12 protein-coding genes are annotated in these 19,365 nt (G+C 46.7%); 2 read left to right on the forward strand and 10 right to left on the reverse strand.

Annotation, left to right across the window (positions count from 1 at the left end; translation table 11 throughout):
- The 3 genes from Q0R37_RS09910 to Q0R37_RS09920 all read right to left on the reverse strand — a co-directional run.
- The coding region (locus Q0R37_RS09910; RefSeq protein WP_294753947.1) for a glycoside hydrolase family 11 protein at window positions 1-961 on the reverse strand (961 nt) is incomplete at its 3' end.
- Window positions 962-1,334: 373 nt separating this feature from the next.
- On the reverse strand, window positions 1,335-3,575 hold the full coding sequence (locus tag Q0R37_RS09915) for an AAA family ATPase (RefSeq protein WP_294753950.1): 2,241 nt from the start codon (window positions 3,573-3,575) through the stop codon (window positions 1,335-1,337).
- 1 nt (window position 3,576) lies between these two features.
- Window positions 3,577-3,876: an ATP-dependent Clp protease adaptor ClpS gene (locus Q0R37_RS09920; RefSeq protein ID WP_294753952.1), complete on the reverse strand. Its 300-nt coding sequence runs from the start codon at window positions 3,874-3,876 to the stop codon at window positions 3,577-3,579.
- 782 nt (window positions 3,877-4,658) lie between these two features.
- On the opposite strand from Q0R37_RS09920, the gene Q0R37_RS09925 reads away from it, so the two are divergent.
- Entirely contained in the window at window positions 4,659-5,603 is a 945-nt protein-coding gene (locus tag Q0R37_RS09925; RefSeq protein ID WP_294753955.1) for a flavodoxin family protein, read from the forward strand.
- A 63-nt stretch (window positions 5,604-5,666) separates the two neighbouring features.
- Here Q0R37_RS09925 and Q0R37_RS09930 read toward each other — a convergent pair whose 3' ends face one another.
- The 7 genes from Q0R37_RS09930 to Q0R37_RS09960 form a co-directional block, all read right to left on the reverse strand.
- A complete protein-coding gene (locus Q0R37_RS09930; RefSeq protein WP_294753957.1) occupies window positions 5,667-7,337 on the reverse strand; it encodes a hypothetical protein in 1,671 nt (556 codons plus the stop codon).
- A 139-nt stretch (window positions 7,338-7,476) separates the two neighbouring features.
- Window positions 7,477-8,763: a glycoside hydrolase family 11 protein gene (locus tag Q0R37_RS09935; RefSeq protein ID WP_294753960.1), complete on the reverse strand. Its 1,287-nt coding sequence runs from the start codon at window positions 8,761-8,763 to the stop codon at window positions 7,477-7,479.
- A gap of 207 nt (window positions 8,764-8,970) precedes the next feature.
- Window positions 8,971-10,572 (reverse strand): alpha/beta hydrolase-fold protein, encoded by a 1,602-nt coding sequence (locus Q0R37_RS09940; RefSeq protein ID WP_294753962.1) that lies wholly within the window; start codon window positions 10,570-10,572, stop codon window positions 8,971-8,973.
- Window positions 10,573-10,733: 161 nt separating this feature from the next.
- Entirely contained in the window at window positions 10,734-11,402 is a 669-nt protein-coding gene (locus Q0R37_RS09945) for a CpsB/CapC family capsule biosynthesis tyrosine phosphatase (RefSeq protein WP_294753964.1), read from the reverse strand.
- Window positions 11,392-12,873, reverse strand: a complete 1,482-nt coding sequence (locus Q0R37_RS09950; RefSeq protein ID WP_294753967.1) for a polysaccharide biosynthesis tyrosine autokinase — start codon at window positions 12,871-12,873, stop codon at window positions 11,392-11,394. The genes Q0R37_RS09945 and Q0R37_RS09950 overlap by 11 nt, the downstream gene beginning before the upstream one ends.
- 265 nt (window positions 12,874-13,138) lie before the next feature.
- Window positions 13,139-14,167, reverse strand: coding sequence for a 3-deoxy-7-phosphoheptulonate synthase (locus Q0R37_RS09955; RefSeq protein ID WP_294753970.1), 1,029 nt, complete (start codon window positions 14,165-14,167; stop codon window positions 13,139-13,141).
- Window positions 14,168-14,502: 335 nt separating this feature from the next.
- The gene (locus Q0R37_RS09960) at window positions 14,503-17,847 is read right to left on the reverse strand and encodes a glycoside hydrolase family 11 protein (protein WP_294753972.1); all 3,345 of its coding nucleotides are present in this window, start codon (window positions 17,845-17,847) and stop codon (window positions 14,503-14,505) included.
- Between the two features lie 620 nt (window positions 17,848-18,467).
- On the opposite strand from Q0R37_RS09960, the gene Q0R37_RS09965 reads away from it, so the two are divergent.
- A partial coding sequence (locus tag Q0R37_RS09965; protein ID WP_294753974.1) for a macro domain-containing protein occupies window positions 18,468-19,365 on the forward strand: 898 nt, incomplete at its 3' end.

Raw genomic sequence — 19,365 nt, forward strand, 5'->3', positions numbered from 1 at the left:
AGTTATTCCAGTCCTGTCCGCCCTGATTCCAGTCGTTGCCGCCCTGGTTCCAGTTGTTCCAGTCCTGTCCGCCCTGATTCCAGTCGTTGCCGCCCTGGTTCCAGTTATTCCAGTCCTGACCTCCCTGATTCCAGTCGTTGCCGCCCTGGTTCCAGTTGTTCCAGTCCTGTCCGCCCTGATTCCAGTCGTTGCCGCCGCCCATATCAAAGCCGCCGCCTGCATTTCCGCTGTCAGCGCCGCCTGTGGACACGGTAACGCTCTTTACGTTAGCCTGACCGTTTGATCTGTAGCCTTCGATATTGAGAGATACTTCATAGAGAGTACCTGACATATCAAGACCAGCCTGTGACCATGCATCAAAGTGCTTTGATACGTCGATAGTGCCCTTCATGTAGTTTGTCTGGTTGTTTGCGGAACCGCTCTGCTGACGGATGCTCCAGTACTGCGGGAATGTTGATGTACCATCGAGAGAAGGCTGATTGTAACGCATTGTCTTGCAGATATCGTATGTATTGCCGTTGAGGCTTACAGTGCCCTTTCTCTCAGCTCCGTCTCCGGGTGGACGCCAGTCGCCCCAGCCCTCAACGATATAATATTCCATAAGAGGATTTCTTGTCCAACCGTATACGCACATATACGAGTTTCCTCTTGGTGTGTACTCTACATCATAAGTAAGCACAATATTTCCAAAAGCTTTGTAGTTCTGCTTCTGGCTGTCGAAATTCTTACCCATACGAGCAAGGAAGTTTTCGATATTGCTCCATGAGCAGGTGAACGAGCCTGCACCCGGGTTCATTGATACCTGACCCTGACCGTTCTGGTTCCACATTTCGTAGTCGTATCCGCCGATATTACCTCTGTCCTGCTGATCGGCAGCAGAAGCAACTGCGGGTATACTTGCCGCGATCATCATTGCTGATACTGTACCGCTGATGATCTTCTTGAATTTTTTCAGCTTCACTTTGATCACTCCTTTTAATATATAATTAAAAATAATGATTGAGTAATCCCTTCAAAACGAGCTCGTTATATATTTCTGATATTATTATATAATTTTTGGTGAATATAATCAAGCCAATTATTGCTCTTGATATACAAATAGGTCAGATATTGCGATATTATACTAAATGTAGTTGCCTGTAAACAGGCCAAAACAACGCATCACCTTACAAAAAGCGCAATTTTTGATACATTTCGAGCAAGCGCAAAAAATGATAAATTTTTTCAAAAAAATAGTAATTTTATGCTTTTCAGTTCTCTTATTTAATATAAAAATGCTCCCCATACCTTTTCGGTAAAGGGAGCATTTATGCTTTTCCGATATGAAAGCCGTATCAGCGGCCCGACTTTGTATTTCCTCTTTTTTCAGCAGCCACGCTGAATTCCTCATTTTCGGCAGAAAGAGTGATACTGCCGCCGCTTTTGAGCTTTCCGAACAGTATTTCGTCCACAAACAGAGGCTTTATCTCGTTTCTTATTACACGGTCTACCTCTCTTGCGCCGAACTCCTGACTTACGCCCTTTTTCTTAACGAGCTCCTTTGCGCTCTGCTCTGCGGTAAAGTCGATCTTCTTCGCCGCAAGCTGCGAAGCAAGCTCGCTGAGCTTCTTATCAACCACCATAGCCGCCATTTCATCGTCCATGCTGTTGAAAACGACTATCTTATGGAGCCTGTTCCTGAATTCCGGCTGGAATGTCTGCTTTACAGCCTCGGTTATAACGCTGTTATTCATGCTCTCGCTCTGAAAGCCTATAGTGCTCTTTCCTATGCGATTAGCACCTGCGTTTGAAGTCATTATCAGGATTATGTTCCTGAAATCGGCTTTTCTGCCCTGATTATCCGTAAGAGTAGCATAATCCATGACCTGAAGCAGCACATTGTATATATCAGCATGAGCCTTTTCTATCTCGTCAAGGAGCAGCACCGCCGAGGGAGTTTTCCTTACGGCTTCCGTAAGGAGTCCGCCGTCCTCGTAGCCAACGTATCCCGCAGGAGAGCCTATGAGCTTTGCGACTGCGTGTTTTTCGCCGTATTCGCTCATATCAAAGCGTATGAGCTTAACGCCCAGCTCTTCCGCGAGCCTCTTTGCTATCTCGGTCTTTCCCACGCCCGTAGGTCCTACGAACAGCAGGCTCGCCAGAGGCTTGTTCTCTTCAAGCAGTCCCGCCTTCGAGAACTTCACAGCATTTACCACCTGTGCAACTGCTTCATCCTGACCGAATATCTTGTTTTTCAGCTTGCCCTCAAGCTCCGAAAGACCTGTCGTATCGTCCGCAGCAACAGTTTCCACAGGCACACGGCATATAGTCGTAAGCACCTGATTTATCACTGTTTTGTCCACAAGCTGTATCTTTCTGTCCGTGGGGTGGAGCTTTATATAAGCTCCCGCCTCGTCAATAAGGTCTATAGCTTTGTCTGGCAGGAACCTCTCGTTGATATACTTGGCACTCATATGCACGGCATATCTCATTATGTCCTTTCCGTACCTTACACCGTGGTATTTCTCGTATTTCTGCTTGAGCCCGTCGAGTATCTTCACAGCTTCCTCTTCTGTGGGCTCTTTTATCTCAACATTCTGAAAACGCCGCACAAGGCTCTTGTTCTTCTCAAAGTACTTCTTGTACTCCTCAAAGGTAGTAGCTCCGATAAAGCGTATGCGTCCGTCGGCAAGATAGGGCTTCAGCATATTTGAAGCGTCAAATGAGCCCTCTCCGACTGCTCCCGCACCCGAAAGATTATGTATCTCGTCGATATAGATTATGGGCTTTTCCTCTTTGCCTATCTCCGTGAGCACCCTCTTGAAGCGCTTTTCAAAATCGCCTCTGTACTGCGTTCCCGCAAGCATACCGCCAAGGTCGAGGGCAAATATTTTTGCGCCCGCAAGCGGCTCGGGTACCATTCCGTCACGTATGAGCTGCACAAGTCCGTAGGTTATGGCAGTCTTGCCCACGCCCGATTCTCCGATATGGAGCGGATTGTTCTTTTCCTTGCGGCAGAGTATCTGAATGGTCCTGTCCAGCTCGGCTTCTCTGCCTATGAGGGGATTTGCGTCCCTGAGAGTTTCATTCAGACACGGCGCATAGAGTTTCCAGCCGCTCTGACTTTCCTCCGCTTCACCGAACCTGCCGTCCGTCGAGCCGTAGACTGCCTCATTTTCTTCTATTTCAGCCATTTCCTGCAAAAGGTCGGCTTCTGCTATCCCCTGCTTTTCCATGAAGTATATGGCGTAGCAGTTATCGAGGTTCCACAGTCCGTGAATGATATGCCTGAGATGCACCTTCTGACTTCCGCTGCTGTATGCGCTTTTTGCGGCGTAATTCATGAGCATATTGACTCCGTCCGAAAGCTCGGGCTTTTCCACCTCAGCCTTGTCCATATATTCCTCGGCATATTCCTTGAGATAGTCCTCCAGCATACCTGCGTTGCCGCCGCACTCCTCAAAGGCTTCGGTAAAGGTCCTGTCTCTGAGCATCATAAGGAGCACGAGCTCGGGAGTAACATATTCATAGTTTCTCTTTTTCGCATATTCCATAGCCTGATAAAGTATATCAAGCGCTTCCTTAGACAGCTCCATTTCAAGCCTCCTCCACAGTCATTCTGAACGGAAAGCCCTGTTCCTTTGCTTTGTCAAGGGCTATCCTGACCTTTGTGACCGCAATGTCATAGGGGTACTTTCCCACAACAGCTTGTCCGTTCTTATGCACGTTTATCATCAGGGCCTGAGCCGTCAGCTCGTCCTTGTGGAATACGTCAACAAGCACCTCCACAACAAACTCCATAGTTGTGAAATCGTCGTTTATCATTATAACATTGTATTGCTTCGGCTCCTTGAGCCTGCTGTCGGTACGTTCCTTTGCCGCACCCTTTGCTGACATATCGTCACCCCCCTGTTTATTCTACGGCATTATTTTTTTCATTATACCACAGTCCGATCTGAAAGTCAAAAAAATGTATAAAAGCAGCAAGGCAGCCCTAAGGGAGCAGAACGCCCTTCCCTACGGCTGCTTTTTCAAACTGTGGAACCGATACAAAAAGATATGTGATATTTTGTCAAAGTCGCACTGCAAAATAATTTTATCATAAAAATATGAACTTTTCAAGTTCAACCTTTACAATTTTTTGAGTTTATTATTGTACTATTTAGCGATTGATTTTTTCCTAAAAATAGGGTATAATTAAGTAAATGAATAAAAATAGGCAGTTTATTCTCAATTTGAACTTTACGGACATAATAACCACTGTTTCCTGAAAAACAATTACATACAGGGGGACATAACCGACAGTGGAAGATCAGCGGACGCTTTATTAAGGAGGGGGCGGAGATCCTCATTTTATGGCAAAGCATAGTAAATTCAACATCAACAAGGAGAAATGGGATTTTTTTAATTTTACACACATCTTTTCATTATTTTTATCACACAACTTTTTTTATTTTTTGAGGCATGATTTTTTAAGCAATTAACCAGACATATTTCTTATTTTTATCAGTATGATCTCCATGGTTTTCTCATATCATTTACGGAAGCCTTATACCTGTACGGCTCGTGATCGTTACATTCAAGGATCATCGGACTGATAATCATTATAAGGATCATATGTATCATTTCCCGCCACGAATACTGTATCATACAGTATTCAATACCAAAAGGAGTTTATTATGAGTTTTAAAGTAATGGGCATAACCGCAGGCCGCAAAAACAGCAACAGCGAAATTTTATTGAAAGAAGCTTTACTTGTGTGTCAGGAACAGGGCGCAGAAGTAACAATGATCAATCTGAGAGATTTTAACCTTATCGACTGCACAGGCTGCACATCCTGTACTATGGGTATGTCACTCGGCAAGAATACAGGCTGTGTTCTTGCAGAAAAAGACGACAAGGACAGGATAATGCAGGTCATGCTCGATCAGGACGCAGTCATTTTCTCAGCACCTACATATGCTCTGATGCCATCATCATTGTTCCTTAAATTCATGCACAGGAATCTGGCATACGAGACCGCATTTCTCACCAAAATAGGCGCAATAAAGCCTCATGACCGCGTAGGCGCTCTCATAGCAGTCGGCGGCTCTACACGTTCATGGCAGTCTCTCAGCCTTGAGTGTATGCAGATAACCACAGTTACCAACAGCTTCAAGGTAGTTGATATGTATATGGCTACAGGAGTTCCCGCACCCGCTCAGGTGCTGCTCTTCGAGGAAAAGCTGGCACGTGCAAGAGAGATAGGCGAAAACGTAATGAAGGCTCTGAACACACCGCCTGCCGAGCGTAAATGGCTGGGCGATCCCGATACGGGCTGGTGTCCCAACTGCCACAGCAACAGCCTTTGCCTCGGCGATACACAGTGGGGCGGACTGAGATATCCTATCGAGTGTACCGTATGCGGCGCAGGCGGAGACCTCGTAAAGACCGAGGACGGCAAATGGAAGTTCGTTATCGCAGAAAACGGCCTTGAACGTGACCGTACCACCGAGGAAGGACGCGGAGTCCACTGCGACGAGATCGCCGATGTACAGGGAGGTTTCTTTATGGATCCAAACAAGCGTCAGGCTGTTGCGGAAAGGCTTCCCAAGTACACAAAAATACAGTTCAAAGGACTTTAAGTCAGAACCTATATATGCCGAAAGCGCTCATCTCTGTATTATACAGGGTGAGCGCTTTTATCTTCAATTATTCGTTTTTTCGCAAAGCTGCTCAAAGGTTATGCCGTATTTGTAGGCTATCTCATGAGCATAGCTCTTTCCGTCGGGCTTTTTGTAGCTTATTTTGTATGAACGCTTTCCGTTGTCATTTTCCATAACGACGCTGACCGCTCTGAACTGCGAAGCTGCCCCATCGCTTATCCTGTCAGCGTTTTCCGCAAGCTCGTGCATATGGGTATTGAAACAGGTGCGGGCGCCGATAGAGCAAAGGTATTTCAGCACGTCCTCAGCGATATACAAGGATTCCGTATGGCTGGTAGTTGCAAAGGACTCGTTGAAAAGCAGCAGGCTTTCACTTCCTGCCGTCCTGCATATCTCGTTGAACCTCTCGGCTTCCTCACCAAGACGTCCGAGAGATACGGTCTTTTCCTCCTCAACGGGGAAATGAGTGTATATGCCGTCACAGGGACGTATCCCCGCGGAAGCGGCAGGCACGAAAACTCCACTCTGATACAGCAGGAACACAAGTCCAAGTCCCTGCGTGAGAACTGTCTTTCCGCCGCGGTTCGGTCCTGTAAGGATATGCACTGTCCTGTCCTTTGTGAACTCCATATCGTTGCAGACTATATCCTCTTCCACGATACCCTTTATGCGGCATATTGCAAGCTTGACATTGTAGAAATCCTTCAGCACGGTATCACCGTCGGATACCTCTCCGCAGCAGCATGGTATACCGTATTCCGAAAGCTTCTTTTCAAGGCCTATAAAGCGCAGATAAAACAAAAACTCGTCAGCAAGCTTCGCAAGAGCCTTTCCACTCACATCAACATATCTGTTGAGTATTTTTTTCAGCTTTGATGTCATGGAGGGCAGCATGCGCTCCATAATGGTATTGAGATTATTCATGAGCGGCGTGTCGGTCGCGCGGTTTGTCGGTGACGGCAGACCGTTGTACTTCTGATGTATCCAGCGGAGGTCGTTATCGTGCACCTCCATTGAAAACGGCATAAGGTCCTTGTCATTGACCTGATCCTTCAGGTGAAACTTCACGAAGCGCCTGAGTGCGCTCTGACGGTCAAAATAAAACTTATTAAGCGAAAGTATGCCTGTTTCCCTCGGATAGAACTCATGGTCGAGATTGATGCCGACAGTTATGCTTTTAATGTTGTTCACATCGTCTCCCACTGCCGAAATATCCTTTGCAAGCTCCTCAAAACCGCTGTTGTCGCAGATATCGTTTATGTACTCCGCAAATTTTCTCATGCCCTCCGATCTGAACTCATGACCTTCGATAGTTTCCTTTATGCTCATAACGGAGCTGATATATCCCTCAAGAGCCCTGAGCCGCATGAGAAATTCCATCAGTGTGGAGCTTCCGCCTATCTGTGCAGGTCTGTCGTTTGAATAAAAACGCATGGCGTCAAAAATATCATAGAGCTTCTGACAGAGCTCCTCATTATCCCTGAGCTCGGAATAAACAGCTCTGCGGTAATTTATGACTTTTTCGCTCACGGGCATTTCAAGAAGTATGCTTTTCAGCGCAGCCTCCTCCGAGGAGTTGCCCGAGATATTTTCAGCTATAAAATCCACCGAAAGATCATTTGCCGTATTGCTGCTCAGTCTGAATGTCACGTCGTTTTCATCCGGAGCAAGCAGACTGAAGCTTTTTATGTCGGAAATGCTGTGTTTCTTCATAACTGTTCTCCTTACACTATAAATTATTATTTAATCATATCATATTAAGTATAAAAAGTCAACAAATATAGTATCGCCGATGTTTCAGCCGCATAAAAAACAGTCCGAAACTTATGCTTCGGACTGCTTATTTATTTTATCAGGATTTTTCTCCGCCTGAGACCTCGTCAACATAGAAATCAGTGAGGCTGTCGGGAGACTCAACGTAAAGCTGAAGATTTTCAGCACCGTCGGGGATAACGTATGAAGGGTTTTCAAGTGTTATCCACTCGCCGCTCGGAGCTGTTGCAAGAGCTACCTCGTCATACTTCTCGCCGTCCATATTGTACTGCATGGTCATCTTCATGGTGACATCCTTGCCGCTCTTCTGCATTACCTTTGCCTTGAAGCTGTATGCCTCTCCCGGCTTGTAGGTATCGCTGCTGAGGAGTATGGTCGCACCGTTCCAGTTATCTGTTCTTCCGCTGACAAACAGGCACTGACTGCCCTCACAGGCATTTTCCTTGTCAACAGTTACCAGCGGGCCGCCTCTTGTGATCCAGCCCTCTACGCCCTTTTCAAAGCCGATATCGAAGAAGCCGACTTCCTCGGGAGTACCCGTTTCGGCTCCCGAAAGCTTTTCGATAGCGTCGTTGTCCACCGTTACCTTTATATCGTCAGCTTCCGCATATGTACCCTCGACCTTGAGGTCATTCTTGTAGATAGTTGCCTTGCCCTTGGACTGGTATCCCTCGATATTGAGTGCTACCTCATACATCTTACCCAGCTCAAGTCCGCACTGCTTCCATGCGTCAAAGTGCTTGGAGACCGATATAGTTCCCTCGATCTTTGTACCGCTGGGAACAGGCTTCTCCTGTCTTACGCTCCAGTACTGGTCAAAGGTCTGGGTATCGTCAATAGACGGCTGCTCATATCTTGTTGTCTTGTAGATATCGTATACAGCTCCGTCCACCTCGACAGTGCCGAGTGCCATAGGAGCCCCGGGCGGTCTCCATGTGCCCCATGATTCAACTATATAGTACTCGATAAGGGGTTCTCTTGTCCAGCCGTAAACACACATATATGAATTGCCGTCGGGCTGATAGTCAACACCGTAATCAATGGAGATATTGCCCATTTCCTCATATGTAAGAGTACAGTCGTACTTCTTTCCGCGGCGGAAGAGGGCATTGTTGATATTGTCCCATTCGCATGAGAAGCAGCCGCCTCCCGGCTCAACAGTGAAAGTAGTATCTCCGTTGTCCTTCCATAGCTCGTAATCGTAATCATCGGCAGTACCTGTTATGTTCTCAGTGAACACCTGCGGCTCTGCTTTTTCTGCCTTTTTGGGATTATTACCGCTGTTATCGCTGCTGCTTTCCGAACTGCTGCAGCCTGCTGACACCGCAAGCATACAAGCTGCTGTCAATACTGATAATTTTTTCAAAAAACCTTTTAACATCCGGTCTGTGACCTCACTTTCATATTAATTAACAGGCAATAATATGCTACTTTAAATTGTATCATAAACAAAATATTTTACAAGTCATTTTTTGCGGTCACATTATCGAATATTGCGTTGCACCTTTATATGAAAGCTGCAAAAACAGCCGCAGGGAGCAATTGCTTTCCCTTGCGGCTGTTTTTCCGAGAGTTATTTGGCTGCTGGATAGTATTTTTCAAGCATTTCCGTGAGCATTTCGGGTATGTACTGATAATGCTCGGAATCTGGATATATCTTGCTCTCCGCAGTTGTGACGCCATAGCCCTCAAGGCGCTCCATAAGATGCTTTATTCCCTCAAGAGTGGAGTCGTTCTCACCGTAGTACGCATCGTATACGGGATCCTCGTTTTCGCCTCCGCAGATGAAAATACGCTTATTGATGGTCTTGTTCCTGTCAAAGTAACCGTATTCCCTTTTGAACTCGTCACCGTCTGTATATGGCAGAAATCCGGGCGACCAGAACGCCGGGCTTCCTATTATATAATTCCCGAAAGGCTGATTTTCGTATTTATCCGAATTGAATACCGCATAATGTGCAAATGTTCCCCCGAGAGAATGTCCGAAAAGCGTGGAATTCTCATAGTCTATGCTGTATTCTTCCCCAAGGTAGGGCATAAGATCATCGGTGATGAATGTCAGGAATTCTTCACAGCGGTCGCAGAAGAACTTTATGCGGTTCGTGTCATCCATGCCGTTTATCCCATAATCATAGCCAATGCTGACAAGCAGCACATCGTCCGCTCTTCCCTCTTCCATAGCTTCACGAAGGTCGGCACAATTATTGAAGCGCCATACTCCGTCGGTGAGCACATACGCGGGATAGCTCCTGTCCTCACGAAAATCGGGCGGGAGCGTCACATGAACGACAAAATTCGTGTCAAGCTGATCGTCGTAGATATTGTATTCGCGTACATAGGGCTCTATCCCCTTTATCCTGTCGTGGTCTATCTCCCAGACGCAGGACTCCTCAGAGTCGCTGTTTCTCGCTTTCACCCACTTATCCGCCGTGCCGTAAGGGACAGTTTTATATGTCTTGTTTATTACGGCTTCCCATACCTTTACTGCCGACTCATAATCATGCTCTATCTCGGCAGAAGGTATATCAAGCCCCGAGTAGTAGTACTCGATCGACTCATGAAGGAATGGCTTGAGCTCCTCAAAATCCGAAAATTCTATCGTCGGGTCCTGCTCATAGAACTTCTTCAAGATCTCATCAGCTTCCTCTTCGGTAAGCTTATTGCCGTCACTGTCTGTATACCCCATGTTCCCTTGTCCGTCCGTACACATCATAACAGGTTCGAGGGCGTAGACCGTAATTTTTCCGCCGTCGTAATCCTTATCGAGCATATCCAGTGTTTGCACCACCACGTCTCCGTCAACAAAAGCATATTTTATTTCATCCCTGATATCCCTTGTACTTTCGAGGCTCTCGGCTATCTCCTCATCTGTCAGCGGATAATAGGGATTGTTTTCGTTGAAGTGCTCATAATAATCCTCATAATCCTCTCCGTCCCACAGTTCAAGGTATACCCCGTCCGAAGACACTATCCCGTTATTGCTCTGCTCATGCTCGAAAACCGTGAGCTTCCCCACTGTTGCTCTGCTTCTTTCATTGTCGCTCATGTGGTTCGTGAGACTTGCTGCCGCTGCTTTCTGTGATGATGTATTGCTGCCGTCACTGCTTAATGAGCTGCATGAAGCTGTACTCATTAATAAAGCAATTGAAAGAACTGCTGCTGTAATCCTTAGCATTATCATTCCTCCGTTTCTTTCTGAACACTCAGTTCTGTACATAAGTGCTTTCTGAAGCAGCAAAAAGACGATAACTTTTTTGCTTTCGGAGATATGCACATCTTTTAACAGCCCATTTTGTCTACACAAAACAAAAAGGAAGCCTTTCAGCTTCCTTGATATTATTCAAATAGATCCTCAGCACCGTCAATGATGTCGGGCTTTGCTTTTTTCTGAAGGACGTCCCAGTTCGGCTTTCTGCTTTTCATATTATGAGAATCGCTGCCGAAAACGTAAGGATATCCTTCCTTTATAAGCGATTTTACAAATCTTTTTTCCTTGAAGCTCTCAAAGGCTTCGTTATTGAACTGCAATACCGCTTCTGTTTTGAGTACTTCCTCTATCTCCGATCTGCTGTAATACTCGAGGTATCTGTGGATATGCGCCAGTACGGGAGTAAGTCCGTAGTCATAAGCGATATCGTTTATCTCCTCCAGCATCCACGGAGAAAACTTTGCGTACTGGAATTCAAGGAGGATATACTTCGTATCAGCGATACAAAGCTTCTCAATGCCCTCCAGCCTGCTTATGCCGTGTTCAACAGCCACCTCTGCCCCGAGAAGTATCTCCGAATTTGCAGGGTCTGCCTGAACCAGCTTGTCGTATGCGTTCTTTCTCTTTTCAATGAAAGAACTTACACTTTTTTCGCGGTGTGCATAGAAATGCGAAGTGGCAACAATGCGCTCAACTCCCTGATCTTTCATTGTTTTTATCATTTGCAGCGATGTATCGACGCTGTCTGAACCGTCGTCGATATTGGGAAGTATATGACAATGATGATCAGTCAGCATTTACTCTTTCGCCTTTCTTTTCCTTGCTTCCCGTTTCTTTATAGCCGTAGTCATAGCTTGAATACTTTGATCTGTAATACGAAGAATGGCGGTTGGGCTCGATCTCGTTCATTACAAATCCGAGCATATTTGCCTGTGCGATATTGAGCTGCTTCATGCAGTTCTCAACCTCGTCAAATGTAGTTTTACCGTGCTTGAGCACTACAAGGACACCGTTTATGGACTCCTTCATTACCAGCGCGTCACTTACTACGTTGATAGGCGGTGTATCAATTATTATGTAGTCATATGCAATTGCAAACTGTTCAAGGAGATACGCGAACTGCTCGGAAGCAAGAAGCTCTGAGGGGTTCGGAGGGGTAGGACCCGAAGGAAGAAGGTCGAGACCCTTTATAACATTCTGCTTGATGGACTTTGAAGGTGTGGACTTCTTGATTATGAGAGTTGAGAGACCCTCAGAGTTCTTTACCTTGAAGGTCTTGTGCTGTACAGGCTTTCTCATGTCAGCGTCGATAAGGAGCACCTTGCTGTCTGTCTGAGCAAATGCGATAGCCACATTTGCAGCCGTTGTGGACTTTCCGTCACTTGGATTAGGGCTTGATACAGCAACTATCTTCTTATCGGAAGTACCCATTGCGAACATTACATTGGTACGTATGGACTTGTAGCTCTCGGCAACATTGAAAGGTATCGCAGGGTCTGAGATAAGGAATCTTACCTCTGAGTCCTTTCTGCTGCCCTTATGCTTCTTTGCCTCGTCAAATCTGTTTATCTCGCCGAGGATAGCCTTCTTGTACTTGCTGCTGAGGGTATCGGCTTCCTTGACCGTATTATCAAAGAAATCAAAGAGAAAAATGAGGAATACTATAAAGAAGAATGCTGCTGCCGCACCAAGGATAGTATTTTTCCTGACGTTAGGGCCAACAGGGTTATTGTAAACTCTTGCCTTGTCGATGGTATTTATGGATCCTACGCCTACAGCGTCAGATACATACTTCGGAGCTATAATGGTAAGAGCGTTGCATACCGCAGCCGAAACATTCGGGTTCTTTGTTGTTACAGAGACCTTGAGAGCAGATGTATCAGGGACTGAAAGAATAGTTATGGTCTTTCTTATAGATGAAGGGACCAGCTTTCTGTTTGAGATAGTAAAGTTGTTTGCAAGCGTCGGCTGATCGAACATATCCACAAGGCGCTCGCCAAGTGCGTCCATAACAGCGTCGTCCTTGAGGACTTCCATATAAGTATTTACGAGCTGCTTTGAATTCGTGATATTGTTGGTATTGCTGACATTCTCGCTGACGCCCGTATAGCTCTGTACATACATGGTGATATGCGATTCATACTGAAGCGGGAGCATGAACTTTGAATAGCAGAACGCTGCCGCGCCTCCGAGTATCATGAAAAACAAAATGAGCCAGATCTTTCCCATCAAAAGCTTTAAAAAATCCTTGATAGTTAACTTATTCATCCCTATTACTTCCTTTACACATTTTCTCTGATAACACAAAAATTCATTTTCATCGTTAATTGTTTTTATTAATGAAAACTTCCCATTGTCTTAACAATTGTATCATACTTCCTATCCAAAGTCAAGATAATTCTCCTGTATTTCGCATGATTTGAACATTTCGCATATATATTTTATCCCATTACAAGCATCTTTTCACAAAACATGAAAAGAGCGGCACAGCGCCGCCCTTAATATGTATATTTAAGTTTAATAAAAAGCCATTTCAGACTCTGTCAGCGATCTCGAGGATAAGCTTTTCGGTCTTTTCCCAGCCGAGACAAGGATCGGTTATGGACTTTCCGTAGATATGCTCTTCTATCTTCTGCGAACCGTCCTCAATGTAGCTCTCTATCATGAAGCCCTTTACGAGCCTGCGGATATCCTCGTTATATCTGCGGCTGCTGAGGACCTCCTTTACTATACGGGGCTGCTCAAAGGGGTGCTTGCCAGAATTGCAGTGGTTCGTATCAATAATGGCAGCAGGATTTGCAAAGCCCTTCTTGACATAGAACTCATGCAGGAGCTCAAGGTCCTCATAGTGATAATTCGGCATACACTGGCTGTGGTTGTTCTCAAAGCCTCTGAGGATCGCATGAGCCAGCGGATTGCCGTTAGTGGATACCTCCCAGCCTCTGTACAGGAACGTGTGTCCCGACTGAGCTGCTTCTATGGAGTTCATAAGTACTGGCATACTTCCGCTTACAGGGTTCTTGAGGCCTACCGGGACATTGAGTCCGCTTGCGGTAAGTCTGTGCTGCTGATTTTCAACTGAACGCGCGCCCACTGCCACATATCCGAGAAGGTCGTTGAGATAACGGTGGTTCTCGGGGTAGAGCATCTCATCGGCGCAGGTAAAGCCTGTCTCCTTGATAGCGCGGAGATGCAGCTTACGGATAGCAACTATGCCCTTGTACATATCCGGCTTCTGATCGGGGTCTGGCTGGTGGAGCATACCCTTGTAGCCCTTTCCCGTAGTCCTCGGCTTGTTTGTATAAATTCTCGGAACGATAAGTATTTTTTCGCTTACCTTTTCCTGAACATCGCGCAGACGGCAGATGTAGTCCATAACGCTGTCCTCATGGTCTGCCGAGCAGGGACCGATGACAAGCATGATCCTGTCGTCCTTGCTGCTGATTATATCCGCGATCTGAGCATTTCTTGCGGCGATGACCTTTTCAAGCTCCTCGGAAACGGGGAACTCGCTCTTTACCTCAGCAGGGATCGGCAGCTTGCACTTAAAATTCATGTTCATAAAGATTTACCTCTCTTTTTATCCATTTTCTTTCTTAGTCCGTATCAAATGTCACAGTATTACACTCTATTATAACACATAATATCCGAAAAAGCAACAGGTGCGAAATAATAGTCGGCAACATGCAAAATAATAGTCGTCGAATTTGTTATCCGTACCGTTGAACTGCCCGCGGAGACTCCGCTCCTATAACATATATCCGTGCAAAAATGAAAAGACAGCCGATCATTGCCGACTGCCTTTCAGGGGATATTAAAATTTGGAGAAATCTTAATAAGTGTGCCGGTCACCGATACAGTGACCGGCACGTTTCAGTGTTAAATAACTGCCTGCGATCAAACGCGTGTGTGTACCTGACCGCCTGCAAGAGTCTTGCCCTTTGCAGCTGCCATATCAGAGATGTTTACGTTCTGGTAACCATTCTGTGCGAGCCATGGAAGTACTTCTTCCATAGCAGCAGCTGTTGTAGCATAATTCTCGTGACAAAGCACTATAGCACCCTCAAGTGAACCGTTCTGTGCAGCCTGCTTGATAGTATTTACTATCTGATCCTTGGAAGCGTTGTTCCAGTCCTGAGTATCTATTGCACAGCTGATAAGCGGGATATCATAGAGTGCGGACTGAACTGTTCCGTTGCTCTCGAGATAAGGTAATCTCATGAGGTGTGAAGGCTCAGTGCCGATGATGCCCTTGAGCTTGCTGTTGCAGTTCTCCCACTCACTTCTGATCTGTGAAGAACCAAGCTGACCAAGGTGTGGATGTGACTGAGTATGGTTAGCTACCTCCATACCGTTCTGGTACTCGTACTTGATCTGGTCGTTGGTCTTGATCCAGTCGCCTACGATGAAGAATGTAGCTGTCATGTTGTTCTTGATGAGAGCGTCGATGATCCTGTATGCGGGATCAGACTTGCTCTGAGCTGAAGCGCCGTCATCGAATGAGATAGCGCAGAGCTTCTTGCCTGCCTGTACCTGAGCGCCGCCGTTGCCGCCTGTCTGCTGACCGCCGTTGTTGCCGCCCTGCTGACCGCCGAACTGGCTCATATCGAAGCCGCCCTGCTGGCCGCCGAACTGGCTCATATCGAAGCCGCCCTGCTGACCGCCGAACTGGCTCATGTCGAAGCCGCCCTGCTGACCGCCGAACTGGCTCATGTCGAAGCCGCCCTGCTGACCGCCGAACTGGCTCATGTCAAAACCGCCCTGCTGACCGCCGAACTGGCTCATGTCAAAACCGCCCTGCTGTCCGCCGAACTGGCTCATATCGAAGCCACCCTGCTGACCGCCGTTATTAACAGCAACAGTTGTTGTAGTTGTGGGCTTTGCAGTAGTTGTTGTAGCCTTAGTAGTTGTTGTAGTCTTGACTGTATTTATGTTTGATGAATAGCTCTCGGGAAGTGACTTTACAAGACCTAAGAGGTACTTCTGGATAGCAGCTGCATCGTTTGATGTAACGCCGTCGCCAGCCTCATAAACGTCTGCATTGAACTTGCCCTGATCTGAAAGCTTATATTTGTTGGGGTTAGCGAGTGCCTGCATGATAGCTACAGCATCAGCCATATCTACTGTACCGTCGCCGTTAGCATCGCCCCACTTTGAAACCTTAGCATTGAGCTCTTCCTTAGCATCGACCTGCTTTGCAGTAGTTGTAGTCGTTGTAGTTGTGGGCTTTGCAGTAGTTGTAGTAGTTGTTGTAACTGTATTGCCGCCTGTTGAACCGCCCTCGTTAGCCTTGAAAGCATATCTGAAGAATGTGTAGAGGTGAGGCTTTACAGACTCAGCACCGTGTCCGCCGCCTGGGATGGACTGGTAAACGTGCTCTACGCCGTTCTTTGTAAGGATACTGCTGTACTGTGACGGGAAAGTACCAACAACAGAGTCGTTTGTACCGCCTGTGATCATGAATACCTCAGGCTCGGGACCTACGTTTCTGAACTTGAACTCACTCTCCTGCATACAGCCGGGGTGAGACATGAATGAATCTGTACCAGGTGTGATACCGGGTGCAGGGCAAGCGCCGCCTACGTAACCGAATACGTCAGGACGCATGATTCCGCAGTAGATAGCCTCACGGCCGCCCATTGAGAAGCCAGTGATAGCTGTATTCTCTCTGCCTTCTGCTACAGAATAGTTCTCCTTGATGAAGGGGAGAAGGCTCTCTGTAACATCATAGAGGAAGTTATCATACTCAGCGCAGGTCTGCTGGTTGATACCGCTCGGACCGCTCATTGTCTTACTTGTGAACATATTCGGAGTTACAGCAATGAACTCCTCAGCCTTGCCGCTTGTCATAAGGCCTGTCATGAGCTCCTGAACGCCCATACCGCTTACCATGTCGTTTTCACTGCCCATGATGCCGTGGAGGATAAACATTACAGGATACTTCTTGCTCGGGTCATAGTTAGGAGGCAGAATTACATTACAGGTCTTCTGCTTTCCTGTATATTTACACATATAGGTCTTCTTCTCGACCTTACACTGACTGCTCTTCTCAACTCCGCTTGGAACTGTTGTAGGCATATCGCCCTTGATCTGAGCGTTGAGGCCTGACTTGGCATTTCCGCCGCTGCCTGCATCGGAACCGATGTTAGCGCCGCCGCCGTTGAAGCCGCCTGCGAAGCCGCTCCAGTCCATACCGCCGCCGCCCTGCTGTCCGCCGAACTGACTCATATCAAAGCCGCCCTGCTGACCGCCGAACTGGCTCATATCGAAGCCTCCCTGCTGACCGCCGAACTGGCTCATATCGAAGCCTCCCTGCTGACCGCCAAACTGGCTCATATCAAAACCGCCCTGCTGTCCGCCGAACTGGCTCATGTCAAAACCGCCCTGCTGGCCGCCGAACTGGCTCATGTCAAAACCGCCCTGCTGACCGCCGAACTGGCTCATATCAAAACCGCCCTGCTGGCCGCCGCCTGTGTTTCCGCCTGCATCGGAAGTGCTTCCTGCACCTGCGCCCGAACCATCGGTAACAACAGTTACGCTCTTTACGTTAGCCGAACCGTTTGATCTGTAGCCCTCTATGTTAAGGGATACCTCATAAAGAGTACCTGACATATCGAGACCTGCCTGTGACCATGCGTCAAAGTGCTTGGATACGTCGATAGTGCCCTTCATATAGTTTGTTGTATTATTCTGTGAACCGCTTGTCTGACGAACGCTCCAGTACTGTGGGAATGTTGCGGTTCCGTCGAGAGAAGGCTGATTGTAACGCATTGACTTGCGGATATCATACTTGTTTCCGTTGAGAGTAACGGAACCCTTGTTCTCGCCGTCATTTCCGGGTGGTCTCCAGTCGCCCCAGCCTTCAACGATGTAGTATTCCATGAGAGGATTTCTTGTCCAGCCGTATACACACATATAAGAGTTGCCCTTAGGTGTATACTCTACATCGTATGTCAGAACGATATCGCCTATCTGTTTATAGGTTTTCTTCTGACTGTCAAAGTTTTTGCCCATACGTGCAAGGAAGTTCTCGATATTGCTCCATGAGCAGGTGAAAGAACCTGCCGACGGGTTCATCGAAGCCTGACCCTGTCCGTTCTGGTTCCACATCTCGTAGTCATAGCCGCCTATATTGCCTCTGGTCTGCTGATCAGCTGCAGAAGCTGTGTACGGGATGCTTGATGCGATCATCAATGCAGATACGGTTCCGCTGATGACCTTTTTGATTTTTGAAAGTTTCACTTCAATCACTCCTTTGTTTTTTGAAAAGCAAATTTATGATTTCAGTAATCCCCGATGGGCCTATTGCCCCGTTTATTTATCTGATTGTAATTATACACTTGTCATTTTTTAATAACAAGTCAAAATTTGCGCTGATTATGCATTTTGTTCAAAAGTTGCTTAAAGAATTTAGATTTTCAGTCAAAAAGCTACAGTTTAAAAAGCTAATAAATATGGATAACTCGTGAAAAAACGGTGTGTTATCTGTGAGCGGACTTTTATATCAAAAATCGGATATATAAATTTCATATACTGACTGTTTATTTATTCACATTTATGCCGGAACGCAAATTCTGAATGGCCCTTTTAAATCTTACTCACCTGCAAGTCATTATATTATCATGGTTCTTACGCCGCAAAAAGTCATGATTGATAATTTAATAACAGGCAGCGGTACAGTCCTGTTTTTTGTGTACCTTTCATGTTGTCTTATGTTTATATAACAACTTTTTTGAACCAACTGCACTCTGCCTATTGATTTTCTTCCGTGCTGATGCTATAATAAGAATGTACCCGATGAACGCATTCGGCGTTCATCTCTTTAATTTTTTTATTATATGTGCAGAGAGCGAGGGAATACAGTGAAGAATATCTCGATCGTAAAAGCCGATATCACAAGCCTCGATACAGACGCTATCGTTAATGCAGCAAACAATCACCTTTCAGCAGGCGGAGGCGTGTGCGGAGCTATTTTCTCGGCAGCGGGCTATGCCGAGCTGAAACAAGCCTGCGACAGGATCGGCTTCTGTAATACAGGCTCGGCTGTTATAACTCCGGGCTTTGACCTTAAATCAAAATATGTCATCCACGCTGTAGGCCCTATCTGGCGCGGCGGCGATCAGGACGAGGAAAAGCTGCTCTACAGCACCTATTACCAGTCACTGAAGGTCGCAAAGGACAACAGCTGCCGTTCCATAGCTTTCCCCCTTGTTTCTGCGGGAATTTACGGCTACCCTCAGAAAGCGGCATGGGAGACCGCCATTTCCGCGTGCATGGACTTCCAGAGAGACGAAAAATATGATATAGATGTGGTTTTCTCGGTGCTGCGCGATGAGACCTACGAAATGGGCAGCGATATACTGAAAAAGCTCAGCGTATCTCAGGAGAGCGAGTGCGGCCCCACACAGTACAAGCTGAAAATAGGCGATCAGTCCTTTGATGCGTATTTCTTCCACAACGCGAACGAACCCTTCGGCTTCCTCAGCAACTGGTATCTTTCGGATTTCACCGTTGACGGCATAAAGTTCACTTCCATGGAGCAGTACATCATGTACAGTAAATGCCTGTGCTTCGGCGACAGCATAACCGCAAAGGATATACTTTCCACGGACGACACAGCTATGCAGAAGTCCCTCGGCAGAAAAGCACAGGGCTATATCGACAGTGTATGGAGCGGCAGAAGACAGCTCATTGCCTTAAAAGGACTGTATGCGAAGTTCTCCCAGAACGACGGTCTGAAAAAGCTCCTGCTCGATACAG

The sequence above is a fragment of the uncultured Ruminococcus sp. genome (genome assembly GCF_946415235.1).
In the GTDB taxonomy this organism is placed as follows: domain Bacteria; phylum Bacillota; class Clostridia; order Oscillospirales; family Ruminococcaceae; genus Ruminococcus.

Coding starts and splice junctions, on each gene's coding strand:
- Q0R37_RS09915 (WP_294753950.1), bottom strand. CDS start 3,575: ATGGAGCTGTCTAAGGAAGCGCTTGATATACTTTATCAGGCTATGGAA.
- Q0R37_RS09920 (WP_294753952.1), bottom strand. CDS start 3,876: ATGTCAGCAAAGGGTGCGGCAAAGGAACGTACCGACAGCAGGCTCAAG.
- Q0R37_RS09925 (WP_294753955.1), top strand. CDS start 4,659: ATGAGTTTTAAAGTAATGGGCATAACCGCAGGCCGCAAAAACAGCAAC.
- Q0R37_RS09930 (WP_294753957.1), bottom strand. CDS start 7,337: ATGAAGAAACACAGCATTTCCGACATAAAAAGCTTCAGTCTGCTTGCT.
- Q0R37_RS09940 (WP_294753962.1), bottom strand. CDS start 10,572: ATGCTAAGGATTACAGCAGCAGTTCTTTCAATTGCTTTATTAATGAGT.
- Q0R37_RS09945 (WP_294753964.1), bottom strand. CDS start 11,402: ATGCTGACTGATCATCATTGTCATATACTTCCCAATATCGACGACGGT.
- Q0R37_RS09950 (WP_294753967.1), bottom strand. CDS start 12,873: ATGAATAAGTTAACTATCAAGGATTTTTTAAAGCTTTTGATGGGAAAG.
- Q0R37_RS09955 (WP_294753970.1), bottom strand. CDS start 14,167: ATGAACATGAATTTTAAGTGCAAGCTGCCGATCCCTGCTGAGGTAAAG.